Origin of the sequence: Chryseolinea sp. T2 (assembly GCF_037203685.1) — a bacterium.
Classification (GTDB): Bacteria; Bacteroidota; Bacteroidia; order Cytophagales; family Cyclobacteriaceae; genus Chryseolinea.
Genome location: NZ_JBBCAU010000013.1, coordinates 53,659 through 77,585 on the forward strand (window position 1 = coordinate 53,659; position 23,927 = coordinate 77,585).

20 protein-coding genes are annotated in these 23,927 nt (G+C 46.6%); 9 read left to right on the plus strand and 11 right to left on the minus strand.

What is annotated here, in order from left to right; genetic code table 11:
* Positions 1-86: 86 nt before the first annotated feature.
* A complete protein-coding gene (locus WBG78_RS29250; RefSeq protein ID WP_337330088.1) occupies positions 87-944 on the minus strand; it encodes a LytR/AlgR family response regulator transcription factor in 858 nt (285 codons plus the stop codon).
* A 208-nt stretch (positions 945-1,152) separates the two neighbouring features.
* Between WBG78_RS29250 and WBG78_RS29255 the strand changes: the two genes are divergently transcribed.
* Complete coding sequence (locus WBG78_RS29255; RefSeq protein WP_337330089.1) at positions 1,153-2,598, plus strand: aldehyde dehydrogenase; 1,446 nt, start codon at positions 1,153-1,155, stop codon at positions 2,596-2,598.
* 131 nt (positions 2,599-2,729) lie between these two features.
* Here the strand turns inward: WBG78_RS29255 and WBG78_RS29260 are convergent, their stop codons facing one another.
* From WBG78_RS29260 to WBG78_RS29270, 3 genes are all read right to left on the minus strand, one after another.
* Positions 2,730-3,158 (minus strand): cupin domain-containing protein, encoded by a 429-nt coding sequence (locus WBG78_RS29260; RefSeq protein ID WP_337330090.1) that lies wholly within the window; start codon positions 3,156-3,158, stop codon positions 2,730-2,732.
* 103 nt (positions 3,159-3,261) lie between these two features.
* Complete coding sequence (locus WBG78_RS29265) at positions 3,262-3,753, minus strand: carboxymuconolactone decarboxylase family protein (RefSeq protein ID WP_337330091.1); 492 nt, start codon at positions 3,751-3,753, stop codon at positions 3,262-3,264.
* On the minus strand, positions 3,750-4,196 hold the full coding sequence (locus tag WBG78_RS29270) for a DoxX family membrane protein (RefSeq protein ID WP_337330092.1): 447 nt from the start codon (positions 4,194-4,196) through the stop codon (positions 3,750-3,752). Before WBG78_RS29270 ends, WBG78_RS29265 begins: the two co-directional genes overlap by 4 nt.
* Before the next feature lie 103 nt (positions 4,197-4,299).
* Here WBG78_RS29270 and pdxR point away from each other — a divergent pair, with 103 nt between their 5' ends.
* The gene (gene pdxR, locus WBG78_RS29275) at positions 4,300-5,769 is read left to right on the plus strand and encodes a MocR-like pyridoxine biosynthesis transcription factor PdxR (RefSeq protein WP_337330093.1); all 1,470 of its coding nucleotides are present in this window, start codon (positions 4,300-4,302) and stop codon (positions 5,767-5,769) included.
* 66 nt (positions 5,770-5,835) lie between these two features.
* Here pdxR and WBG78_RS29280 read toward each other — a convergent pair whose 3' ends face one another.
* From WBG78_RS29280 to WBG78_RS29290, 3 genes are all read right to left on the minus strand, one after another.
* Positions 5,836-7,362, minus strand: a complete 1,527-nt coding sequence (locus tag WBG78_RS29280) for a DUF1593 domain-containing protein (RefSeq protein ID WP_337330094.1) — start codon at positions 7,360-7,362, stop codon at positions 5,836-5,838.
* Complete coding sequence (locus WBG78_RS29285) at positions 7,359-8,546, minus strand: alpha/beta hydrolase-fold protein (RefSeq protein ID WP_337330095.1); 1,188 nt, start codon at positions 8,544-8,546, stop codon at positions 7,359-7,361. Before WBG78_RS29285 ends, WBG78_RS29280 begins: the two co-directional genes overlap by 4 nt.
* 247 nt (positions 8,547-8,793) lie before the next feature.
* A complete protein-coding gene (locus WBG78_RS29290) occupies positions 8,794-9,543 on the minus strand; it encodes an endonuclease III domain-containing protein (RefSeq protein WP_337330096.1) in 750 nt (249 codons plus the stop codon).
* Positions 9,544-9,755: 212 nt separating this feature from the next.
* On the opposite strand from WBG78_RS29290, the gene WBG78_RS29295 reads away from it, so the two are divergent.
* A complete protein-coding gene (locus tag WBG78_RS29295) occupies positions 9,756-10,340 on the plus strand; it encodes a M13-type metalloendopeptidase (protein ID WP_337330132.1) in 585 nt (194 codons plus the stop codon).
* Positions 10,341-10,445: 105 nt separating this feature from the next.
* On the opposite strand, the gene WBG78_RS29300 is transcribed toward WBG78_RS29295, so the two are convergent.
* Positions 10,446-10,934, minus strand: coding sequence for an META domain-containing protein (locus tag WBG78_RS29300; protein WP_337330097.1), 489 nt, complete (start codon positions 10,932-10,934; stop codon positions 10,446-10,448).
* Positions 10,935-11,162: 228 nt separating this feature from the next.
* On the opposite strand from WBG78_RS29300, the gene WBG78_RS29305 reads away from it, so the two are divergent.
* A complete protein-coding gene (locus WBG78_RS29305; RefSeq protein ID WP_337330098.1) occupies positions 11,163-12,071 on the plus strand; it encodes an NAD(P)/FAD-dependent oxidoreductase in 909 nt (302 codons plus the stop codon).
* 24 nt (positions 12,072-12,095) lie between these two features.
* On the opposite strand, the gene WBG78_RS29310 is transcribed toward WBG78_RS29305, so the two are convergent.
* Complete coding sequence (locus tag WBG78_RS29310) at positions 12,096-13,322, minus strand: hypothetical protein (RefSeq protein WP_337330099.1); 1,227 nt, start codon at positions 13,320-13,322, stop codon at positions 12,096-12,098.
* A gap of 90 nt (positions 13,323-13,412) precedes the next feature.
* On the minus strand, positions 13,413-14,090 hold the full coding sequence (locus WBG78_RS29315; RefSeq protein WP_337330100.1) for a helix-turn-helix domain-containing protein: 678 nt from the start codon (positions 14,088-14,090) through the stop codon (positions 13,413-13,415).
* Between the two features lie 100 nt (positions 14,091-14,190).
* Here WBG78_RS29315 and WBG78_RS29320 point away from each other — a divergent pair, with 100 nt between their 5' ends.
* The 5 genes from WBG78_RS29320 (at position 14,191) to WBG78_RS29340 (ending at position 23,074) form a co-directional block, all read left to right on the plus strand.
* Positions 14,191-14,583 carry a YbjN domain-containing protein gene (locus tag WBG78_RS29320; RefSeq protein ID WP_337330101.1) on the plus strand — a complete coding sequence of 131 codons (393 nt, stop codon included), beginning with the start codon at positions 14,191-14,193 and terminating at the stop codon, positions 14,581-14,583.
* Between the two features lie 36 nt (positions 14,584-14,619).
* Complete coding sequence (locus tag WBG78_RS29325; protein ID WP_337330102.1) at positions 14,620-15,321, plus strand: PspA/IM30 family protein; 702 nt, start codon at positions 14,620-14,622, stop codon at positions 15,319-15,321.
* 22 nt (positions 15,322-15,343) lie between these two features.
* On the plus strand, positions 15,344-16,021 hold the full coding sequence (locus tag WBG78_RS29330) for a hypothetical protein (protein WP_337330103.1): 678 nt from the start codon (positions 15,344-15,346) through the stop codon (positions 16,019-16,021).
* Positions 16,022-16,078: 57 nt separating this feature from the next.
* Entirely contained in the window at positions 16,079-18,106 is a 2,028-nt protein-coding gene (locus WBG78_RS29335) for a flotillin family protein (RefSeq protein WP_337330104.1), read from the plus strand.
* Between the two features lie 129 nt (positions 18,107-18,235).
* Complete coding sequence (locus WBG78_RS29340) at positions 18,236-23,074, plus strand: DNA repair ATPase (protein WP_337330105.1); 4,839 nt, start codon at positions 18,236-18,238, stop codon at positions 23,072-23,074.
* 125 nt (positions 23,075-23,199) lie between these two features.
* Here WBG78_RS29340 and WBG78_RS29345 read toward each other — a convergent pair whose 3' ends face one another.
* On the minus strand, positions 23,200-23,451 hold the full coding sequence (locus WBG78_RS29345) for a hypothetical protein (RefSeq protein ID WP_337330106.1): 252 nt from the start codon (positions 23,449-23,451) through the stop codon (positions 23,200-23,202).
* Between the last annotated feature and the right edge of the window lie 476 nt (positions 23,452-23,927).

Genomic DNA, 23,927 nt, shown 5'->3' on the forward strand with positions numbered 1-23,927 from the left:
CTAAGGTGCAACGGCTTCGGGTCAAAGAAGTATCACGAAAGACGTTTTGGGGTAAAACTGGATTCGGCGGGGTGAAATTGAGGCGATCAGGAGGCTTTTTGTACGATGCGATCTTCGAACGCCTGCTGATATTTTGCGGAGACCGACAGGATTTGATCTGACCCATCTTCCATTTTAACACGATACCCCTGAGCCGTTCGCGACACCGCAACGAGGTTTTCAATGTTGATCATATAAGAACGATGAATCCGAATAAAATTCTGCAGGCTCAGGTCCTGTTCCAATTTCTTGAGATTTGTCCGGATGAGCTCTTTCTTCAGTTCATTGTCGCCTTTATAATATAGAAAGATGTAGTTGTCCTCCGACTTGAAGTAAAGGATGTTGCGGACGGGCATGTGAACGACCGCCTTTCCATTCTCATCATTGATGGTAATATTCGTTGCGACGGCAGGCTTACTGGCCTTAATGGTGAGCTCCTCAACAACGGAAAGCTGGTCCTGTACTAACAACAGGACGATCCCAAAAAAATAGGGGAGCACGAGAAGCATCAGGGTATACTTCAGTGTAACGAGATACTCGTGGACGTCGAAGAACGACATGCCCAATACCATGATGTTTACGGTATGGATAGCTATGGAAATCAACAAGAACTCGATGACCAGCCAACCGAGAAAACTGCCACGTGTCGTGAGCGTAATATTGAATATTGAACGGATTGCAAGCTGACTCAGTGCAAGCGCCGCCATGCCTGCAGTTGAAAAAAAGGTAAGGATCACAAACAACGGAGTCCGTACATTTGTGAACCACGTATTGATATTGAAGGGCTTGAAGACCATAAGAAACAGACAGCCAAAAACGCCACAAAAAATTACCAGCTGCCAGCGTGAACGACGCGAATCCAGCAACCTGAAAGGTTTTTGAAACCACGATACAACACGATTCATACTAATATTTTGATAATGATTTTGGAATAATGGGTCTGCTTTCCGGCCCGTTTACACACACAAGTATTAAAAATCAACGTTTACGAGTGCCCGTAGTTTGACCAAATTGAAATTTGCAATTCATTCCTGTCAAATCAAAATGAGGGAATTTTCTTTTATTGCGCTTTCCTGAGAGAACAGAATTTTTACTACGCGTAACAGTTAGCAGATGGATCACAAGAGTATAAAGATGGCAAGTATTGAAAGACAGGTAGATGAGGAATCTAACGCAGGTGACGTGATCAAAAATTCGGTGAAGACACTGATCAGCAATCAAAAGCAGTTCTTCAACAGCAACGCAACGAAGTCGCTGGACTTCAGGATTGAGCAGCTGAAAAAACTGAAGTCAGCAATTAAGAGCTCGGAGCGCGAATTGCTAGACGCAGTGTTCGCGGATTTTCAGAAGGGAAGTTTTAATACACTCGTTACTGAATTCAGTGGCGTATACAATGAACTGGATCTGGCGATACGAAAATTAAAAAGCTGGTCGAAAAGCAAGCGTGTAACCACGCACATGGCTAATCTTCCAGGCGCAAGTTATATCATGCCTGAGCCTCTTGGCACATGCCTTATTATAGGAGCATGGAATTATCCGATCAATTTGAATCTGGTGCCGACCATTGCTGCTCTTGCTGCGGGTAACACGGTCATACTAAAACCAAGCGAACTTGCAGCTCACACCAGTGCAGCTTTGTCTAAGATGATCGCGAAGTATTTCGATCCGCGCGTTCTCACAGTCGTTGAGGGAGGTGTTAAGGAAACAACGGAGTTGCTGGAGCAGTCATTTGATAAAATATTCTTTACGGGTAGCGTGTCCGTGGGCAGGATCGTTTATCAGGCTGCAGCAAAGCATCTCACGCCGGTTACTCTTGAGCTTGGTGGTAAGAGCCCTTTGATCATTGCCGCCGATGCAAATCTGACGATCGTTGTTAAGAGATTGGTGTGGGGAAAGTTTGTCAATGCAGGACAAACGTGCGTGGCACCTGATTATGTTCTGGTTGACAAGAGAATTGAAAATAGTTTTCTCGACATCCTTAAAGAAGAAATCAAACTCGCTCAGTTTTCACTTGAAAATGAGAACTACGCGCAAATCATCAGTGAAAGACATTTTGACCGATTGGTAAGTTTGATTGATCCGAAGACTGTACTCGTTGGCGGTGAACATGACCGCTCCAGGCGATTGATTGCACCAACGGTACTTACGAACATAGCGGGCGACGATAAAGTTATGGAAGACGAAATCTTCGGTCCGATTTTACCGGTGTTGACTTACGAAAACGTAGAAGGTGCTGTCTCGTTTGTTAAGTCACGACCGAAGCCGCTCGCTCTGTATCTCTTTACGGAGAGCAGTAGCATTCGCGAGAGGATATTCAGCGAAGTATCCTTTGGAGGTGGCGCTGTTAATGATGTACTGGTTCATTTAGCAAACGATGAACTGCCATTCGGTGGAGTTGGAAACAGCGGAACGGGAAGCTATCACGGTGAGGCGGGCTTCAAAGCTTTTTCGCACTACAAAAGCTTCATCCGCAGGCCGACATGGTTCGAGCCTCCTTTAAAATACTATCCTTATAAGGACTGGAAACTTGCCGTGATCAGAAAGCTCTTTGGAATGTAGAAGAATTAAGAATTAAAATTAAGAATTATGAATTAGCCGCCAGCCTACGGCTGATTGCAAGCCGCAACCGCCAGGTTGTGATAGGTTGTGGCGCTAACTGTGCTGTCGAATTACGTCCATAGCAATTGCCATTATTTCGTTTTCTCTCTGACAGAAGTATCCTGGCCCTTGTCGAGTATGAACAACACAAGAAGTTTCGCTGTTTCTGTTTGACTTGGATTTTTCGTCAGGCTATGCAGTCCATTTGGGAACTCGTAGAATGAATCTCCCTTCTTGTAGGAGTATTTTTTTCCTTCGAACTCAGACTCTAACTCACCTTCCAGCAGATATCCGAACGTCTGACACGGATGGCGATGTGGCCCGGATACAATGCCGGGAGGAAAATCGACGATTACCATTTGGACTTCCTTTCCTTCTAATGCCGGCTCATCTAATATTTGCTGGAGAATAATCCTGTCAGTGATCTTAGCTGCTGAAGTACCGGATCCATGATGCTGGGCATACAGATTGTTTATTACAAACAGTAGGCCCAACAGAACCGCTGCGGTTAAAAATCTCATATGAATTAGAATTGGGTTGGTGAATAAGATAAATGGGGAAGGATCACGTAATGAAGGAATGATCCGCTTGATTATTTGAATGATCAGTTACTGCACTAATGGATCATTCAATCTTATCGGCAACCATGTGCATCGAAATAGCAATCCGGTTCCAGCTATTTATGGTGACGGCAGTGAAGATTACCTGAGCCAGTTTTTCCTTTCCTAAAATGCGCAAGGCGTTTTCGAATGTTTCATCTGACACTCCCCCGTCTGAAATGTGCGTAACCTCTTCGGCAAGTTTCAAAGTAATCTTTTCCTCCTCTGTAAAGAACGGCGTTTCCCACCACGCACTTATTGCGAATAGCTTCCGGGTTGGTACGCCAAGTTTCAGAGCGTCACCGGTGTGCTGATCGACACAGTAACCACAGCCATTGAGCTGTGATACTCTTATTCGGATAAATTCTTTTAGTATTCTGTCGAGCGCAAAGGCCTGCACTTGTTTGTCGGAAGCGCCCATCGCTTTGTAGATGCCGGGCTCAGCTTCGTTGATGTTCATTCTCTCTTTCAATTCCGTTAGTTCGATGTGCACAGGTGAGATGATGTTGGCTTTCATATGTTTTTATTTAGAGCGATTTGATCAAGACTCCATGAGTAACGTTCGATTGATGACAACAGGAAGCTTCCGGCACTTAACGTGAATACGGAATAGCTCAGCGGTGAAACTATTCCGAAGGAAATGGTCATCGATAGGGCGAAAAGAAGTGAGAGCAGTCCACTTCCCATGGCTGCTATCCTTGTCCACTTTCCAATAATCAGCAGTGATCCCAATAACAGTTCTGCGGTGGTAGCAATCACGGCAAATGGTGTAATCAATGGAGTGGGAAGAAAACTCATTGTTTCAGAGGCATATTTTAAGAACGACTGCCAGTTGCCCCATGAGATATTTTTTCCTCCCGGCGGGCCCCAGACGCCAAGCCTGTCTAAACTGGGTACGATGTAACCAACACCGATTGCAACACGCAGGTATAGCTGGCTGATTTGAGTTATGTTTTTCACGATTAAAATGTCAAGCGCTTATTATGTTCCGTTTGGTGCATAAAAGTAAGCCGGTATTGGTATATATTGGTATACCAGTTTATATATACCAGGTGTACCAGATATGATTCCTTTCAAGGCTCTGATAATCATTGACAAGACCGTAGCCACACCGCTGTACCTTCAGATCGCGAACAGCATCATACAGAACATCCGGCAAGGTCATCTGAGGAGAGGTCTTAAGCTTCCGGGAGCCCGGGTCCTTGCAGCCGAGTTAAATGTGCACCGTAAAACGCTGCAAATGGCTTTGGATGAGCTGCTCGCCCAGGGATGGCTGGAGATCGAGGCGCGAAAGGGGACGTTTGTGGCTAAGGCGTTGCCAGAGATGAAAGCCGTAAAATTCGGATCTTCACAGTCACCGCTCGTTTATCCCGAGAAGGCCGGATTTCAAATAAGGAAGGTAAACTTCCGATCGTATTCATTTACCAATTTTCAAACTGATAAGAATCTCATTATCACTGAGGGCTTTCCGGATATCCGACTGGCACCCATTCAGGAATTGATGCGCGAAATGCGGAGCATCGAGAGAATAAAAAGTTTCAGAAAGTATTTCCACTACGGCAACCCCCAGGGTACGGCTTATCTGCGCGAACCGTTGTCGTCGTTCCTGAATGAGACACGTGGTTTGCCGATTTCGCCGGAGAACATCATTATTACCAATGGAGCGCAGATGGGACTATACCTCACTGCGAATTTGCTTTTAACCAAGGGAGATCATGTTGTCGTTGGGGAGCCGGGATATTTTACGGCAACGCTCACACTGGAGAGGGCAGGCGGTGTGATCAATCGTGTAAAGGTTGATGAGAATGGAATTGACGTGGATGCCATTGAAGCAATCTGCAAGAAGAAAAGGATCCGTCTGGTCTATGTGATCCCCCATCATCATCTTCCCACAACGGTAACGCTAACACCCGAGCGAAGGATGCGCCTGTTGAACCTTGCGGCAAAGTATAAGTTCGCCATCATTGAAGATGATTACGATTATGATTTCCACTATGACAGTAGTCCTATGTTGCCAATGGCGAGCCTCGATACACATGGCAACGTGATCTACATTGGAACGTTGACGAAAACGCTGGTGCCGGCCATCAGAATTGGTTTTGTGGTAGCGCCCAGAAATTTCATTGAGGAAGTTACGCAGATGAGAAGATCCATTGAGTTTCAGGGCGACACGTTAATGGAGATCAGTATCGCCGGACTCTATAAGAACGGAGTGATTGCTAATCATATCAAGAAGTCTGTTCGGATATATCGCGAGCGAAGGGACAATTTCTGCAATCTTCTTCAAAACAAACTGGAAGACCTGGTTTCGTTTCAGATTCCTGAGGGAGGAATGTGTGTCTGGGTCAGATTTAATGAAGGAAACTTGCCGGTTATCGCTGCATCCGCCTATAAAAAAGGGCTAACGATGAGCGATGGAAGCAGCTACAATGAGAAGGTAAATTATAATGCTACCCGCATGGGATTTTCGTCGCTGAATCTGAATGAACAGGAGAAGGCGGTGGACATCCTGAAGTCGGCAATGAGTTCTTGAGGCTGAATTCTTTAGGTCTTATTCCTGTGATCTGAACGCTGGGACCTTGAATCATCAGTTTACCCGTTAGTGAACTTTGGCAATGACTCGTTGATAGCGGGTCAATGCGGGTACGCCATTATCAGTAACTTCAAGGATGATATGAATGGTATCGCCGGCCTTAGCATCACCGGGAACCCTGAATGATGCATCTGCTTTATCTGCAGTGTTGATCCTCACATTGCCATTGTAGCTTCCCGCTTCCTGATACTGCCACCACTTGTAAGAAACTGAATTCCCGTCGGGATCTTTTGCTGTACCGTTTAGCTGAACAGACTGGCCAGCCTTCACATTCATATCCAGAGATTGCTTCACCTTTACTGATGGCGGATGATTTGCTCCCTGGTACGGTTTGATGCACCAGTCTGCGCGCGCAGCAAAATCATTCTGCAGAGCTTCTACCCAACGCGTTTGGGGAAACAATGCATCTTCTTTTTTGTCGAACGTATTGTAGTCTTTTGCTTCATCACCGTCGTGCCAGAAGTGAGGCTGCGTTTTCGACTGAACGAAACGTCCGCCCCAGCCACCGTTCGAGGGTTTCTCGAAGCTCCTGAGGCCAACGTCGAGCAGATAGAGATACGAAGGAGAGTCTCCTTCCGAAATGAAATCGTACTGCTGCATCCCTTTCGTCCTTACTTCAACGGTATCGCCATGCGTATGGTCCGGATCGGCCACCAGTTTTTGTCCATCGCCCCATAGAAAGTAGCCCGCGAGCAGGTCGCCATGGTTGAACTTGATGTTTTCTGCGAACCATTTGCCTCCGAGATAAGGCCTGTAAGGTTCGGGTACTACTTTGTTCCAGGGATAAGCAAGACACCAGAACTGGGATTGGTTATAGATTACCGTTACATCAGGCCAAGCACCTGAGACATAGTTCTTATAGGTTTCGTCCTGATCAAGGATGATGTAAAGAACCGTCTTCGCGCAAACCTTTTTATAGATCGCTTCCCATTGAGCAGTTCCTTTGTATTGTTCCTCTATCGACTTCAACGCCCGCGCTACTGTATTCGTGCCGCCCCACATCTGGACATGTACAGGCACTGCATTGTTGTCGAGCAAAATGCTTTTGATGAATTCCGACCCTTCGGTAACCTTTGTCATCTCTCCCTCAAACTCAATGTTGCCGACCTTGACGAGGCTTTTTAAATATTCGGGCTTAGGATAGTTCTTGTCATGCAATAGCAGGTTGGGATAGTATTGTGAGTATTTGTCGAGATACTCCTGGATCCAGCTTGTTCCGAGCCAGCGCAAGTCAGTGCGGGTTCCGTAGTTTTTGGCCCAGGGCATATTCGATGTGAAGGTTGTGCCTTTGCCATCGCCTGAATAATGAAATTCAGAGCTGCTGTAAACGAGTCCAATGAGGTCGAGGTCATTGGCATACAGAAGCATGCGAATGAACGAATCCATGTCGTCCACTTCACCGTCAGTGGTGACAATAGTTCTTGGTTTCGTAGTGGTTTGAGCTTCTATAGTGCCCGTGGATAGCACAAGAAAAATCAAACTGAGATATAAATGGTTGATGTTGCGCATGGAGGTGAAGACTGAAGTTTTCATTTAAACAGCATTTGACTGAATTCATTGAGATAGAGTCTCCATGCATTCCAGTCGTGCCGGCCGTTATTTTCACGATAGGTGTATTTTAGTCCGACCTCATCATAAAGCGCCGTTAACTTTCCAACCGTCTGATAGAGGAAGTCCTCTTTGCCCATCGCTATCCAGTAAAGCTTTGGATTGCTTTTCTTAAGTGCTTCCAGCTGCTTCACATGTAATTCTTTGTTGTAGTTTGAGTTTGCACCGGCGGAAGAGAACAAACCCATGCTCATTACTCCGATATATTTGAACATGTCGGGATTGGCATTGGTGATATTCTGCGTTTGATAACCACCCATAGAGAAGCCGGTGATCGCACGATGATTCGCGTCTTTGATGACACGGTAGTTCTTTTCGATATATGGAATGACATCCTTAACCATGCTTTCCTCGAATTTGCCAGAAGCCATGGAGCTGATTCCAACAGGTGGAGTGGAGTTGGCAGCGGTTCGATCCAGAGGTGCAGCAATCGTGTTAGGGTTACCGTTGGTGATCACGATGATCATGGGAAGCGCTTTCTTCGCCGCAATTAGATTGTCGAGAACGTAGTTTGCTCTTCCGCGACTTAACCAACATTCTTCGTCGCCACCGCCGCCATGCATCAGATAGAGAACGGGATAATTGTTCTTGTCCTTTTCGTATCCGGGAGGCGTATATACATGCATTTTCCGGTCGCCGCCTAAAGTTGGAGATGGATACCATATAGCCGTCACCTGGCCATGCGGCACAGGTTTCACATCATAAACGTCTGCCAGTGTGCCTGGAATCATAAGGCGGTTCATTGTCCAGGCTCCATCGCGGGTTATGAAGTTGGATAGCGGATCGAGGCCGTGAACGCCGTCGATAATGAATTCATATTCATACATGTCGGATGGCAGGGGGCCTATCTTCAATTCGAAGACAGAATCCTTCTTTGCCATGGGGATAATGTTTTTGAACTCTGTTGGCCAGCTACCCATGACTTCTGCGGTTGTAGCGTTCGGTGCCAGTAGCCGAAACACCACGGAATTGTCGGGGAGGACCTCGGGTGATTTGATCTTACTGGGCTGACGTTGGGCGTCAAGGTTGCTTATTGCGAACAGGCAAAGGAGAATGGTGAGGAATGCGCTTTTTAGAGCCAAAACGCGTCGGTAATCAGGTGTTTTCATAGGCATGAGCGTTCCAGGCCACCCCTTTTTGAGCGGCGCTGTGTATTTCGTTTGTTTCGAATTGATTTACGATTATACCGATTAAACGAAAGTAAACAAAGTCAATCGTAAAAATATGAGGGCAGGAAGGTCCCCTGGGTGAAAATCCCCGAAAGAAATAGAAGAAACTAACGAATGCTCAAAATGCCCGGCACTCTTCCCCGGCAGCTGGAAACTGGCGCGGTGGATAGGGGCGAGCACCTAAGGGCTAATGCAACTCTTTATAATACAGGCAGACCTTATTCATTACGCATTCTGAATGCTTCGGATTTGAGGGTCTGCAAGTTTCTCTTCCCAGGAATGAGATGGCCATGCCTGCCTCACCCCAGTCTTTCTGATCGAGTACGTCCATCATCTGCTTCTCGATCTTCTTTGGATCTGTACCGGTTGCTATACCCAGACGTGGTGCTACGCGGACCACATGCAGATCAACGATGATGCCTTCTGCTTTCACACCGGACTCGCGCATAATTACGTTGGCCGATTTCCTTCCAATGCCCGGCAGTGATGTCAACTCTTCCAGCGTGGTGGGAATGTTTTTATTCTCTCTAACAGTACTGGCTATCTCCAGCAACCACTTAGTCTTGTTCCTGAAGTTTCTCACCTTCGATACAAAAGGATAGATCGACTCGGATGTTGCCAGTGATAGCGCCTTCATATCGGGAAAGGCATTGAAGAGATCAGGAGCAATCTTGTTGATGTTGCGATCTGAATCCTGTGCAGACAGGACAACCATAACGATAAGTTCATAGGTGTCGTGATAATCCAGTGGATGCTGCTTGCCTTTATATTTTGTTATCAGTGGTTGAATTTCTTTTTGCCAATCAACTGATGAGGCCTGAGCCGATTTCTCAACTGAGAGACTCGCCTTCTTTGTCACTGCCTTCTCTGATTTTTTCGCAGGAGCCTTTGTTGACTTCTCCGCGGTTGCCTTTGCCGTTTTTTTAGCTGGTGCCATGAAGTTGTTTCTATAAGTGAATCTAACAGGGTTGGAATTTAATACGATTACCTCATATCATACGTAAAATCGAAGAATAGTTGCCTCAGGACTGAGAACAATTCGTTGGAGTGTTGGCCAGAACATCCCGCGAATTTCTTATATTAGATTAATCCGCACACGCCCCTGTAAGAATGTGAATTGATGTTGAGGTTAGCGCCGTAGCAAAAGAGATTGGTAGCAGTAAGGGGCCTCCCGGATTCGATGATAAAGACCTTGACGACGCAGTCATTTATGGCTATGGAGCCGCATCAACAATCGGGCATGAGTTAACGCACGCTTTTGACGATCAGGGCAGTCAGTATGATGAGAAAGGTAACTTAAGAAATTGGTGGACGAAGGAAGATAAGCTGCAATTCGATCAGAAGGTTAAAGGGATTGTGAAGCACTTCAACAACTATGTAGTTCTTGATAGTTTGAAGGTCAACGGAGAAGCTACTGCCGGGGAAAACATTGCGGATCTGGGAGGAATTGTGATTGCCCTGGACGCATTTAAGAAGACTTCACAATACAAAGAGGGGAAAGTGATCAACGGACTATCGCCTGTCCAGCGCTTTTTTATGGGCTACGCATACGGATGGAAAACTATTACCACAGATGAGTTAATGTTGTGGACAATACAATCAGATGTGCACTCGCCAGCCTTCTTGCGTATCAATGGTCCGTTTTCTCTGGTGCCCGAATTTTACGAAGCTTTCAACGTAAAGCCTGGCCAACCCATGTGGAGACCCGATAGTCTTAGAGTAAAGATTTGGTGAGGTGTTGCTGGCAAATTTGCCTTTGGCAATTGACTCTGGTGCGGAATCATTTAATTGAGATACATAATATATGTAGAACTCAACAACGTTGTATTGCATTTTACTTCACCTCTTAGGCACAAAATATACTTCTTCACCATTATCAAAAGTCAAGGTCAGTACATTGCCCGACAGCCCGTACGATTTTGTTCGATACAACCCTTTAAGGTAGTACTCTTCAGCGGCCATTTCGTCATCAGGTCCACCCATTAATGTTGAAGTGAGATGAACCGAAATGACCAGCTTGTTTTTCTCATCCAGCCTGAACGCTCCTGTATACACATTTAGAAATGCTTTCCCTCCAGCGCCATAGATGTCATCTGTGCCCTTGGTGAATTGTATGTTTACTTTCCTTTTTAATTTGGCAGGTAAGCGATTCTGTTTAAAATCCAGCAAGAGCCATTCGCAATCGGTAAATGAGGTGATGGGAGGACCGGCATCAACGGGGACTTCATCAACAGGGGCGTTATCAGTTGGATTGATTGGTTCGTTGTCGCAGGCGACAATCATCTGTAGCAGGCAAATGAGCAGTGCCCAGGTGAGAATATTTTTCATACTGAAATCGGTTAACGTTTCAATCGTTTTGACAGCTCTGCGTCAATAAAGGTTGGAAATTAATGAGGCAAAACAGCGATAATACAGCATTCGGAAGTGTCATTCGGTGATAACATTGTGTCTGTTGGTATTCGACCTTCTGAGATAAGTTGTTGTTGGTGGGTTCGGGAATAATTGTGGAACGGAACTAATTGTAGTCCAGTTAACCTTGTTATAAAAACGTATCACATGATCAAGAGCAAAGAGTACGACGTCATCATCATTGGAGGCAGCTATGCCGGACTTTCAGCGGCAATGTCGCTGGGGCGTTCCCTTCGAAATGTTTTGATCATCGATAGCGGGCTGCCCTGCAACAGACAGACGCCACATTCACATAATTTTATCACACAAGATGGAGAAACGCCTGCTGCCATCGCTGCAAAAGCACGGGAACAAGTGCTGGCATACAAGACCGTGAGTTTTATAAATGGTACGGCCGTCAATGCTACAAAGAATGAAAAAGGGTTTGTGGTCATCAACGGCGACGGGCAGCAATTCGAATCGAAGAAGCTGGTGTTGGCGACGGGGATAAAGGATAATATGCCGAAGGTGAAAGGGTTCGAAGAATGCTGGGGTATTTCCGTTGTTCATTGTCCCTATTGTCATGGTTATGAACTGCGTGATCGGAAAACTGCTATAATGGCCAAAGGCGAGAAGGCGTTTCACCTTGCTTCATTGGTAAACAACCTGACGAATGATATTACCCTACTGTCCTCAGGTAAGCACGAGTTAAAAGAAGAACAGATTGCCAGACTGCAGAGACGTAATATTCAGATTATTGACACAGACGTTTCAGCTATTGATCACAACGATGGATACGTAAAGAGTGTGGTCTTTGCCGATCAATCCAGAATGCCTTTTGATGCTGTTTATGCAGCCGTTCCGTTTACACAACATTCTGGCATTCCGGCTACACTAGGTTGTGCGTTTACTGAGCAAGGCCATATCTCTGTGGATGCGTCGTGCAGGACTACCGTTAGCGGAGTGTTTGCCTGTGGGGACAATTCAGGTATGATGAGGTCGGTTGCCAACGCGGTTTATACAGGGAACCTGACTGGTGCGGTAATCAATAAAGAGTTTACGGATGAGTCGTTTTGAATGACCATACCACTCAAGAATCTATCATCGAACAGAGTTCCAGGTGTCAATTGCCCATTGTTTATGCTCCTCTGTGGGATAACAAATTGTTGAGAGAACGAATTTGTGCTCTTTTACTTTCACACCCTGTAATATCCAATACTCCTGTTCCGCCTCCTTATCGATGCTGTAATAAACAATTGCTTTTCCGGCGATATCGGTTTCACTTTCCAGAAATTCGGTTCCGGCAGAGGCGTCGTCGAAAAAATCATTAGCATACTCATCATCTGACCGCTTGTCGCTTCTTGTGTAACATCTGCTTCGAACCGTTCTGTCATGATCATAATACACTTCACTGTCGTCTTCGATACTGCGATATAGATTACCAGGCAGGTCGATCATCCAGTTTCCAGCGAGGTCGAATGTCATTATGTGTTTCCTGTATCCGAATTCAGTCTCGGGGATGTGCGTATCGTTGCCGTTCAAATAGTTCTTTACCGTGTACCAATCCTCTCGTGGCAGATCAATTTTTGGACTTAGTTGCTCGGCTTGTTGGAAGCATCTATCGATGTTATTCAGGACTTTTCTTTCTGAATCATCGGCCGGATAGTGCCAAGGGCATTCAACGTTAAGTAATGCCGTACCTGTTGCTTTATAAAAATGCTGATCGTCTTGTTTGTTCCACCAGATGAAGAATTCCTGGCCTGCCCATTTCAACTCATGAATTTCCAAATTGGCAATTTGTTCAAACCACTCCCGGTGGAGGATCCGCAGCTGTGATATCGCAAAATAGTCGAAACTAGGTCTGGGATAGCCACCAGGAACAGATAGCATGAAATTCTTATTTCCGTTTTCCATTACTGATTTGGCGAGCTGACGAAGCCATTCAAGCATTTCAATCTGGAGTTGCTTAAAATCGCGGTGATTGTAATAGTCGGTTTCATCTGAATAGTAATCGTCGCCTTCTTCCAGATTCCAATGCCACTGGACCCCAAGGTCAGTTCCGAGCTTTTCAATGAATTCAACAAGGTAAGCGTGATATCCTGGACCGACGCTATTTGTCTTTGCAGAGCAAATGAGGTGATTGCCTATGTACTCGAAGTGTACCGTTTCCTCACATGGGTGCAGTCTTACATACAAAGAATTCTCATCCTCGCTGAATGACAGGAAGTCTTTAAACAATCCCGAGGAGTTGTTCGTGATATATTCCTGAATAGCAATAAACGAAGTTGGATTGGTGACTTCACCTTTAATATTGATTCCGAGACCCATGATGTTTTGATTGCTTCACCAACTACCGGGTTGGCCGATAGGAAATTGTTGGGGATTAGATATTAGATATTGGATTGTCTTTAAATGATCTCACACCATATGCTGATACATAGCAAACAACTTCCAGAACCGCCGCGCGACAGTAAAATCAAATCGCTCCCGCTTAAAATCGTTTAGGACCAGATCAATCTTTTCATCCTTCATTTCAAACTGACCGATTATGATCTCCCGCTCGGCAACGAAGAGTCCGGTCTTATGCTGGCAGAGGTGGATGTTTTGTTGAGTCACTTCTTCAAAAATCAGTACATCGTTTAACTGATATTGAGGAAGTGATTCGTGATGCGGGATGTTTGGGTTAAAGCTCAACGCCAGCATGCTGGACTTGTTTACCTCCGGCAGGATCAGTTTTGGAAAGCTGTCGAAGTCATTAAAAGAGAGTTCCTCATAGCAGCCTCTCAGATAGATTGCATCATTAATGAAAGGAACGCTCCTGAGTTGAAGATTGGTGATGTGCTTTTCATCTTCAATTAATTTGTCGCCATTATACTTGAGTATCTCATGAATGGAGAGGGTCTGCTCAATGAATTGGCTTAGCGGAATGCTAAAATGATTGGCAATCTGCACCACCGTCTCAATCCTTGGCTCTGCCCGGCTCTCTTCATATGATGAGATATTGCCCCTGGTGAGCTCAAATAGCTGTGCAAACGCTTGTTGGCTAAGCCCTTTGGCAGTTCTGATCTTCTTGATATTGGCGCCAATCCTCGTCATTTGCCAAATATAATTGTAATTTTCATTATCACAATGCTAACATTTTTTGCACTGCTTCGTATTAATTATTAGATTTGATTTGCCAGCAGAAACCATGTCCATGAATCATTTTGAGACCATAGAAGATTTCGCACTCCGGCTCAATTGCAGGGTACTCTATAAAAATGAAAAGAATGGCATTCTGAAGATCGACAACCAGCCGGACGGCATCCACAACCTTATTTTGGGCATTGCCCCTCCCATCCTGATCATGGAGCAGTTCCTCTTTTCCTTCCGTGAAGACAACCTGGCCATGTTCAAGAAACTGCTGCAAAAGAACAGGGACACCATCCACGGCGGCTTTGTCATAAATGAAGAGGGCGACAAGGTGCTTTTCCGCTATACCATGCAGCTCGGGAACATAGACTTCGTTGAATTTGAGAGTGCCCTGAATTCGCTCGGGTTGCTCGTCAGTGAATTTGCTCAGGAGATCATTGATTTCTCCAAGCTGTAGAGGACGTTAGATTTTTACAACATAAAATTATCAGTCATGAATATCTTCAAAAGACTCTTCAGAATAGGCCAGGCGGAGATCCATGCCGCAGTCGATAAGATGGAAGATCCCATCAAAATGACAGAACAGGGCCTTCGTGAACTTCGAACTGATCTCTCAGAGGCAACTGAAGCCTATGCGAAAGTGAAAGCGCTGGCTATCCGCACTGAGAATGACCAGGTGCATTGCCAGCAGGAGTCACGGGTTTATGCCGAAAAGGCTATATTAATCATGCAAAGGGCCCAGTCGGGGCAGGTTGACCTGGGAAAGGCAGAAGACCTTGCCCGCGAAGCACTGTCGCTGCATAAAAAATACTACGTGGAGTCTGAAGAACTCGGACAACAAGCCGTTGCGTTGCGGCAGTCTTCAACGGAGATGCTGCGCAATACCGAGATCCTGAAAGAGAACATGGAGAAGTGGGAGAAGGAGTTGCGGACGCTCAGGGCAAGGGTTAAAGTGAGCAAAGCGACGGAACAGGTAAACAAACAACTGGCGCAGGTCGACAACAATGGAATAATCACCATGCTCGAACGCATGAAGGCCAAGGTAGAGGACCAGGAGGCCATTTCGAAGGCCTATGGCGAAATCGCCCGCGACAGGAATGACCGCAAAGATGAGCTGAACAGTCTTTTAAAGAATGATTCCTTATCTATTGAAAAAGACCTTCAGGCGATCAAAGAGAAATTAGGTATATCGTAGTACCGTTAACCACCCCATACCGATGTCGAATATTTTCCATTTGCTGTTTCATCCACTGAGTAACGCGATAATGACCGTTCTCACTGGTGTGACCGCCCTTTACTGGCTGACCACTTTCATTACCGGCGATCTCTTCGGCGACGCTGGTGTTGATGGCGATGCACACCTCAGTGGAGCGGACCTGGATACTGATGTCGATAGCACTAATGATGCGGGTGGTGACAAGTCGGTCGTTCAAAGCGCCCTTGAATTTGTGAACATTGGAAAGGTGCCCTTCATGGTGGTTTATTCAGTGTTCAAGTTTATTGCCTGGATCATCACCCTCACGTCGTCGATATTTCTTGGTTTGACGAGCTGGGGATGGAAGTCTGTTATCATCCTTGTGCCGGTGCTCTTTGTCGCGTACCTGATTACCGCATATGCAACGAAACCTTTGGTTAAAGTTTATGAAGCAATGGGTTACAATGGTGAGGAGTCGCAGGATTTAATGGGCCGGATTGCAAAGATGAAGTCAGCGATCTCAGGAGATAAGATTGGTGCTGCGGAACTTAAGGTCCAAAGTGACATCATTCGCATCAATGTCAAAAGTAAGACAGGTGAGTCCATTGGATATGATGCAGACGTGATGATCACAGGTGAGTCGGCCGACAAGAAGTTTTACCTGGTCGTTCCCGATATTAACCTTTCGAATATCGTTTGATAGTATAATACTTATATAGAAAATCCCCTTCGTTAAACCCTAAAATTTCCTATTGCTATGGATGTACTTGGCGGCATTGGCTTATTGCTGATCGGTGGAATTGTGTTCTTTTTTTTCATTATCCTCTTTGCGTTTGCAAGCTTCTACAAGAAGATCCCGCATGGCAAAGCGATTGTACGTACCGGTGTAGGCGGAGGTAAAGTTGCCTTCAACAAAGGTATGTATGTGATTCCAGTTCTTCACAGAATGGAGATCATGGATATTTCGGTGAAGAAGCTGCAGATCGACCGCCTTGAACAGGAAGGGCTGATTTGTAAAGACAACATCAGGGCAGATATCAAGGTCGCATTTTTCGTTCGCATTAACAGGAGCGTGGACGATGTGTTAAACGTTGCCCAAATCATCGGGACAGAACGCGCCAGCGATGTTGATACGCTCAGAAACCTTTTCGAAGCGAAGTTCTCGGAAGCGTTGAAGACGGTGGGTAAGAAGTTCGATTTTGTCGAACTGTATGAAGCGCGTCGCGAGTTCAGAACAGAGATACTCAATATCATCGGCACCGACCTTAACGGCTATATCCTCGACGACTGCGCGATCGACTACCTGGAGCAGACAGAGATAAAGTTTCTCAGTGCTCAGAACATCCTCGATTCCCAGGGTATCAAAAAGATTACGGAGCTCACGGCTGAGCAGAATGTAAAAGCCAACCTCATCAAGCGCGACGAGGAGAAAATTATCAAGAAGCAAAACGTCGAGGCGCGTGAGGCGATTCTCGAACTCGATCGGCAGATGGCGGAGAAGGAGGAGAAGCAGTTCAGAGAAATTGAAAACATACGTTCACGCGAGCGCGCTGAAATTGCTAAGGTAAAAGAAGAAGAAAGACTCAGAGCCGAGACGGTGCGCATCAAGACCGACGAATCACTGGCGGTGCAGGAAGAAAACAAACTTCGTCAGATCATCATCGCGGAGAAGAACAAGCAACGCACCAATGCAGTTGAAACTGAACGTGTAGAAAAAGACCGTGCACTTGAAGCAACCGAGCGTGAGAAGATTGTGACACTGGCGCAGATCGAGAAGGAGAAGATATTGGAAGTAGAGCGTAAGAACATTCAGGACGTGATCCGCGATCGCGTGCGTCTTGAGAAGGGTGTGGTTGAAGAGCAGCAGGGTGTGAAAGATCTCCAGGCTTTCCGCGAAGTTGAGCGCAACAAAACAGTAAACCTTACCCTTGCGGCACAACAGGCGGAAGAGAAACTCATTCATACCGTGAAGGCGGCTGAAGCTGAGAAGAAAGCGGCCGAAGAGAAGGCAAAGCAAATGATCATTGATGCCGATGCCAAGAAGGAGGCGGCGGTTAAGCAGGCTGAAGCCCGCAAGATTCTTGCTGAAGCCCAGGCGCGCGAAGAAGCAACGATCGGTCTGTCCGAAGCTGAAGTGTTGATGGCGAAGGCTGACGCAGCGGAGAGACAGGGTATTGTTGATGCTACGGTGATTGAGAAAGTTGCTGAGGCAAAACGCAAGGAAGGTTTGACGCAGGCCGAAGTAACGAAGGAGAAGGCACTGGCAGAAGCTGCGGGTATACAGGAGAAAGCGGAAGCCATGAAGAAACTTGATACCGTCGGCAAGGACCACGAGGAATTCAAGTTGCTGCTGGCAAAAGAAAGAGACATTCAACTGGCGCAGATCAATATTCAGAAAGACATCGCTGCATCACAGGCAGCTATATTGGGCGAGGCGTTGAAGTCGGCGAGGATTGATATCGTGGGTGGTGAGACGATGTTCTTCAATAATATCGTTAACCAGATCTCCAATGCGAAAGGCTTCGATCGTTTGATCAATGAGAGTGAGAACGCTACTCAGCTCAAGACTGCGCTGCTTGGTGATGGCGAGAACTCAGGTGATCTGCTGGATCGTATCAAGGGCTTCGCGGAGAAGTACAACATAACCTCGAACGATATCAAAAACCTGACCATTTCCAGCCTCATCCTGAAAATGCAGCAGAAGAGCTCGGATGAGGATCGTCCATCGCTGCTGAGCCTTGCAAATCTGGCCACCAGTTTGGGGTTAGCTAATAAGAAGCTGTAATAAATCGATCTTCAATAATCTCCGTTGATGGAGAGGTCGCGGAATGAGACGCAGCTATGTTCTCGTTCCGCGACAGATTGATGGTTAAGTCTTAATGGATGAAGGTTCATCAGCGTTTATCTTTTTCGAATGGCAGGCACCGAGCAGACAAATACAATACTGGATACCGGCACATATGAGATCATCCGGAAGCGACTGGATGAACAACGGCTGAACTTGCTGGACCGGCTGGCAAAGTTGAACAGCGCCCGCAAGGAGATTTTTAATTCAACGGGATTTCAGCTGGCGGGCAATCAGCGCATCACGACGCTCAACAGCGGAGTGGCGCGCGGTATCATGGCCTTTGGTGACCTCACGGTATTTGGCTACAACGTTCATTTTGGTCTGCGCGAGAACATTAAACTGAGCGATGTTTTCAGCATCTATAAATTTAATGGCACCCACTTCAATCCCGAGCCGCTCACGCTGATTGAGGACGAGACGTTCATCACCGACTTCAATAATCTTTACAAGTACTACAGGGATTCGATCTTCGCGAAGTTTCTCAAGAACGAGAACTATGTATACATGATCTTTCAAACCAGCAAAAGCCCCGACGACCGGAAGGCTTTTAAGTGGTTGATCAAAGATGATAAGCTTGTATACGTCGATGACAGAAGTGTTCACGAAGTAAAGAAGGCTGCGCAGTTTGAGTTCGACTGGATCAGAACCGATCTGAGCAATCGCCGGCTTGGCATGCATCCGCATATCTCAATCTTAGATAAGGTGTTTATTGAGGCCGTTCATGGCGACATTACGTTCAAGGTTGAGAACAATACAGATTCCGGGCGGGGTATTTATGCTGAACCTGTAACCAATAAGGATCAGCAGCTTGATGATGCAGAGTATCATTATGCGGATATCGGAAATCTGATACCGATCAAGATAAAGCCGTATGGGGAAGCGTTTCGTGCGTATATCTTCAACGTGCGCACGAAGCAGGTGCTGCCGATTAATAGCTTACTCGATGCTGGTGTGCTTTTGCCCGACAATCACGGCATCATCTTTCCGAATGGATATTATCTGCAGAGCGGAGAGCATAAGATATTTGATCTTCAGATATCAGATCTCGAATTCAGCAGCAGTGTCGCGTCGCCTAATGGTGAAGATTTTCTGTACGTATTTTACCAAAAGGTTACGAACACGTATGTGCTGATGTCTTATAATATGATCGCGCAACACGTGGAGACGCCGATCATCTGTAACGGCTTTACCATCTTTAACGATGGTATGCTCGTTTATTTCAAGTCCGAGAACGAGGCCGTGCGACATCACCAGGTGCAGATCTGGCAGACACCTTATACCGCGGCGTTGAAGGAAAATACCGCCATGATGAGCAATGTGCTGTATAAGATCGGCAACAAGGACATTGTCAGTGCGATGAGCGAAAGCCAGGAGGTGATACATCTCCTGCAAAAGGAAGACAGCTACGAAGATCTTTACGAAGACATTCATAAACGCGCCAACGACATCGTCGATTCTTACTTCTGGCTGAGGGACGCGGGCACGTTCGATATCGCCGCTCCGCTGACACAGATCAGGGACATTGCCAATACGGCCATCGATGAGTTTGCAAAAGTGCAGGCGCAGCGCCAGCATGCCAAGGACAACCTGACGGCTATGCAAAAGCGCGTCGATCAGCTGGTGATCGACGTGAAGGGCGCAACGATCACGTCACTGGAGCAACTCGTTAAGCTGCTCGCTTCGACAAGGAGCATGCAGGGTGCGGTTATCGATCTGCAGAACATCCGGTACATCGATACGAACGGTGTCAACGCATTAAAGGAGATCCTCGCCCAATACAATACATCGCTTTCGAACGACACCGTTCAGTTTCTGCTGAAGGACGAAGCACTCGTGCCTTATGAGGTCCGTGTTGCTGAACTGAAGAAGGCAGCAGGTGGAGTTACCAAGGTGATTGATGCGCAGCCTGTAGAGGCGGCAATAAAGGAGATTTCTTCGGGGCTCGAAATGCTGATCGACATTCTGAACAGCCTGAAGATTGAAGACACGACGCAAACCACGCGCATCGTTGAGAAGATCTCGCTGATCTTTGCATCGCTGAATGAGGTGAAGGCGGAACTCGTGCGTATCACGACGAACCTGAGAGCGCAGGAGTCGACGGGTCAGTTCTATGCACAGCTTACCCTGCTGGATCAGAGTATTGTAAACTTTCTTGATCTCTCTACTTCACCAGAGAAGTGTGAAGAGTATTTCACTAAGGTGAGTATACAGGTTGAGGAGCTTGAAAGCAAGTTTGCTGACTTCGATGAGTTCATCGGTAAGATCGCCGACAAGCGCGATGAAGTAATCAAGGCTTTCAATGGCAAGAAGGAGATGCTGATCGCGCAGCTGAACAAGCGAACGACGGCATTGGAACAGATCGGATTGCGCGTTCTTAAGAATATCGAAAACAAAGCGCAGTCGTTTAACGATAAGGAAAGTATCTACGCTTTCTTCTCGACCGACCTTATGGTCGATAAGGTCCGCAACCTGATGGTTGAATTAAAGGACCTCGGTGATGTGGCAAAGGCGGAAAACCTCGAGAACCTGCTGAAGGTTTCGCAAGAGACTGCCTTGCGAAATCTTAAGGATAAAACGGACCTCTTCGCCGACGGGCAAAATATCATTGCGCTCGGTACATATAAGTTTATTGTCAACAAACAGGTCCTTGATCTCACGATTGTAAGGAAGAACGAGAGCCTGTTTTATCACTTGTTGGGGACGAGCTTCTACAAGGAGGTGACCGATGAATCTCTTTATAAGCATCGGGCGATATGGGAGCAGGAGTTGATTTCCGAGAACGCACAGATCTATCGGTCTGAGTATCTGGCCTATCAAACGTATATCGAAAGTTTACAGCAGAACGATCAATGGAACTATGAAACCTTCCTGAACGATCGGACGGAGCGCGACTACGGTGCTGCTTATCTGAAAGGTGTTCACAACGTGGACGCTGCTGCGATCTACCAGGGACTGAAAAAGCTTCAGCTCGAGCTGGGTATTCTGCAGTTTCCTCCTGCGGTACGCGTGGCTGCCCAGTTGTTCTGGTTCGGATTGGATGAGGCATCGCATGTGAAGCTTCAACAGCTGATCATCGCTGCCTACTCGATCCAGGAAAGTTTCCCGCAGAGCAAGCGCGCTGCTTTTGTAGAAAAGGAATTGTCGACGCGTTTTCTGCAGTCGAAGGTGGCCTATGAACCAGTAGATGCAAACGAAGTTGCACAGTACTTGTACCTCGAGCTTTCAGTTGCCAGGCATTTTACCTGCAGCCAGCAGGCACTTCATTTAAAGAAGGCATTCGATGAGTACCTGGTTGCTCAGCGAAGAACGGCACTGTTCTTAAATGAGATGAACAATCCAGGGTTCGATACCATGGAACGGTTCTATATCGTGCAGAGCTGGCTGCATGCATTCGTTCAAACGCGGTCCAATGTTGCAGACATGCAGTACGTCGATGAGGCATGTTGTCTTTTGCTCTTTAAAGATCATGCTTACAAGGAACGACCGGCGGCAGATTCGCTTGAGCTGTCTGGTCTGAAGGGAACGCATGCTGTGATCGTTGGTGATGGAAAGTACACGCTGAACATTCACCTTTTCATGAAGAAGATGCGCGGGTATTTCGATACGATTGTTCCTGCGTTCTCTTCGTTCAACCAGGTGAAGGCACAGTTGGTGCAGGGCTATCGTCAGCAGCTGAAAATCAGTGAGCTCGAACCAAAGGTGTTGAGCTCGTTCGTCCGAAACAGGCTCATCAATGAAGTATACTTCCCGCTGATCGGTGCCAACCTAGCAAAGCAGATCGGCGCAGCTGGTGATGACAAGCGTACGGCCCGCATGGGCATGCTCTTGCTCGTATCACCGCCGGGCTATGGTAAGACCACGTTGATGGAGTACCTCGCAAAGACGATGGGGCTTCACTTTGTGAAGATCAACGGCCCGACTATTGGACATGGTATAACGTCTATCGATCCCCAGGAAGCTACCACTTCCGGTGCGCGTGCTGAACTCAAGAAGATCAATCTCTCTTTCGAAATGGCCGACAACGTGATGTTGTATGTGGACGACATCCAGCACTGCAGTCCTGAGTTTTTGCAGAAGTTTATTTCTCTTGCCGATGGTCAGCGCAAAATGGATGGCATCTTCGAAGGTGAAAGTAAGACCTACGACCTGCGAGGTAAACGTTTCTGCGTGGTAATGGCCGGCAACCCCTATACCGAGAGTGGCGAGCAGTTCAAGATACCAGACATGCTGGCTAACCGTGCCGACGTATATAACCTGGGTGATGTGATTGGCAGCTCGGATCAATTGTTCCGGCTAAGCCTCATCGAGAACTGCGTTGCTGAAAATCGTTATCTGCAGCGCATCAGCAACCGCAGTTTTGATGACCTGTACAAGCTGATTAGTTATGTCGAGACAAACAACGACATGCTTCCTGAGATGGAGGGGAATTACAATCAACAGGAGATCGACGACGCCATCGCGGTACTCAGGAACATCATGCGAATCCGCGACGTGGTGATGCTGGTAAATCAACAATACATAGCGAGTGCGGCAATGAAAGATGCGTACCGCACGGAGCCACCTTTTAAGCTGCAGGGATCGTACCGGAACATGAATAAGATGGCGGGCAAGGTTGTGCCGCTCATGAATCCGGAAGAAGTGAATACATTAATCCTTTCTCACTACGAAGGAGAATCTCAGACCCTCACTTCTGACGCGGAGGCGAACCTGCTTCGATTGAAAGAAATCGCAGGCTTCCTGAATGCCAGCGAAGTTGAGCGATGGAAGCAAATCAAGGAGATCTTCGTTAAGAACAACAAGTTTGGAATGCTGAGCGAGGGAGACGCGTCGGGGCAGATGCTGATTCAGCTCAGCTCGTTTAACGAACACCTCGAGGCCATCGCGAAAGCACTGAGGAAATCGTAACTAGTATCCGTTGTTGCAGATCCCGGCAGAATGATTTTGGGTTTCTGTACTTCACGGCGCACTTTAACTTAACGGCAATAAAAAAGCCCGCTTATCAGGCGGGCTTTAGTTTTGATATCCGGAAATTATCGACCGTTGATCGCCTTACCCATCGACCTTAAGTAAGCGTGAGAGTTGGCGTACCTGTAATAATTATATCCGCGGTGACTCTTATTCCTTTTAACATTGCGCACTTTACTATTCGTCTTCGTCGCAGTGTGAGTCTTAGTTGATTTAGCACTCTTGTTGCTCGGTAGGGGAGAGTCGCCAGAGGCGTAGCTATGATTGTACGTGAAGATACTCGCACAGATCAATACAAGCATCACTAACTTTTTCATGGGTATTTATTGGTTTTTGGGAATGAGTTTATCGTCAAATGTTCTTTCGAACACTTATGTTTTTTAATCAAACTGTAATGTTGTCTTAGTGAAATGCGCCTGACAAGAGGCAGAGGAAGAAGCGGTTCGCAGAATGCTCGCCGATGAAAGTGTGGTTACACGTCGATTAGTTGTTAGTCTCTCAGATAATAAGAATGTAAACGAGAGTTAGTTCGGCGTGTTGCCAACTATTTTAAAATCTTTTCTGAGCGATGTACGTAGTGAATTCGCATCTTGAAAATGTGCCTGCCGATGCCACCAGGGCACTGCTGTCACTTACCGCATCAATCGCAAAGGCGGTTTGCGAACGGGAGAGATAATGTTCAAATTAACACTTCTGAAAGAAGTAGTCGTTAGTCCTGAGTCCTAAGTCCTGAGTATTGGTTAGTAGTCGTCTTAGTCTTTGGCGAAAGGCATTTAGCGACTGAAAATGGGGA

Bases quoted from the DNA above. Each gene is read 5' to 3' on its own strand.
- WBG78_RS29250 (WP_337330088.1), bottom strand. From the start codon at position 944: ATGAATCGTGTTGTATCGTGGTTTCAAAAACCTTTCAGGTTGCTGGAT.
- WBG78_RS29255 (WP_337330089.1), top strand. From the start codon at position 1,153: ATGGATCACAAGAGTATAAAGATGGCAAGTATTGAAAGACAGGTAGAT.
- WBG78_RS29260 (WP_337330090.1), bottom strand. From the start codon at position 3,158: ATGAGATTTTTAACCGCAGCGGTTCTGTTGGGCCTACTGTTTGTAATA.
- WBG78_RS29265 (WP_337330091.1), bottom strand. From the start codon at position 3,753: ATGAAAGCCAACATCATCTCACCTGTGCACATCGAACTAACGGAATTG.
- pdxR (WP_337330093.1), top strand. From the start codon at position 4,300: ATGATTCCTTTCAAGGCTCTGATAATCATTGACAAGACCGTAGCCACA.
- WBG78_RS29280 (WP_337330094.1), bottom strand. From the start codon at position 7,362: ATGAAAACTTCAGTCTTCACCTCCATGCGCAACATCAACCATTTATAT.
- WBG78_RS29285 (WP_337330095.1), bottom strand. From the start codon at position 8,546: ATGAAAACACCTGATTACCGACGCGTTTTGGCTCTAAAAAGCGCATTC.
- WBG78_RS29290 (WP_337330096.1), bottom strand. From the start codon at position 9,543: ATGGCACCAGCTAAAAAAACGGCAAAGGCAACCGCGGAGAAGTCAACA.
- WBG78_RS29300 (WP_337330097.1), bottom strand. From the start codon at position 10,934: ATGAAAAATATTCTCACCTGGGCACTGCTCATTTGCCTGCTACAGATG.
- WBG78_RS29305 (WP_337330098.1), top strand. From the start codon at position 11,163: ATGATCAAGAGCAAAGAGTACGACGTCATCATCATTGGAGGCAGCTAT.
- WBG78_RS29310 (WP_337330099.1), bottom strand. From the start codon at position 13,322: ATGGGTCTCGGAATCAATATTAAAGGTGAAGTCACCAATCCAACTTCG.
- WBG78_RS29315 (WP_337330100.1), bottom strand. From the start codon at position 14,090: ATGACGAGGATTGGCGCCAATATCAAGAAGATCAGAACTGCCAAAGGG.
- WBG78_RS29320 (WP_337330101.1), top strand. From the start codon at position 14,191: ATGAATCATTTTGAGACCATAGAAGATTTCGCACTCCGGCTCAATTGC.
- WBG78_RS29325 (WP_337330102.1), top strand. From the start codon at position 14,620: ATGAATATCTTCAAAAGACTCTTCAGAATAGGCCAGGCGGAGATCCAT.
- WBG78_RS29330 (WP_337330103.1), top strand. From the start codon at position 15,344: ATGTCGAATATTTTCCATTTGCTGTTTCATCCACTGAGTAACGCGATA.
- WBG78_RS29335 (WP_337330104.1), top strand. From the start codon at position 16,079: ATGGATGTACTTGGCGGCATTGGCTTATTGCTGATCGGTGGAATTGTG.
- WBG78_RS29340 (WP_337330105.1), top strand. From the start codon at position 18,236: ATGGCAGGCACCGAGCAGACAAATACAATACTGGATACCGGCACATAT.
- WBG78_RS29345 (WP_337330106.1), bottom strand. From the start codon at position 23,451: ATGAAAAAGTTAGTGATGCTTGTATTGATCTGTGCGAGTATCTTCACG.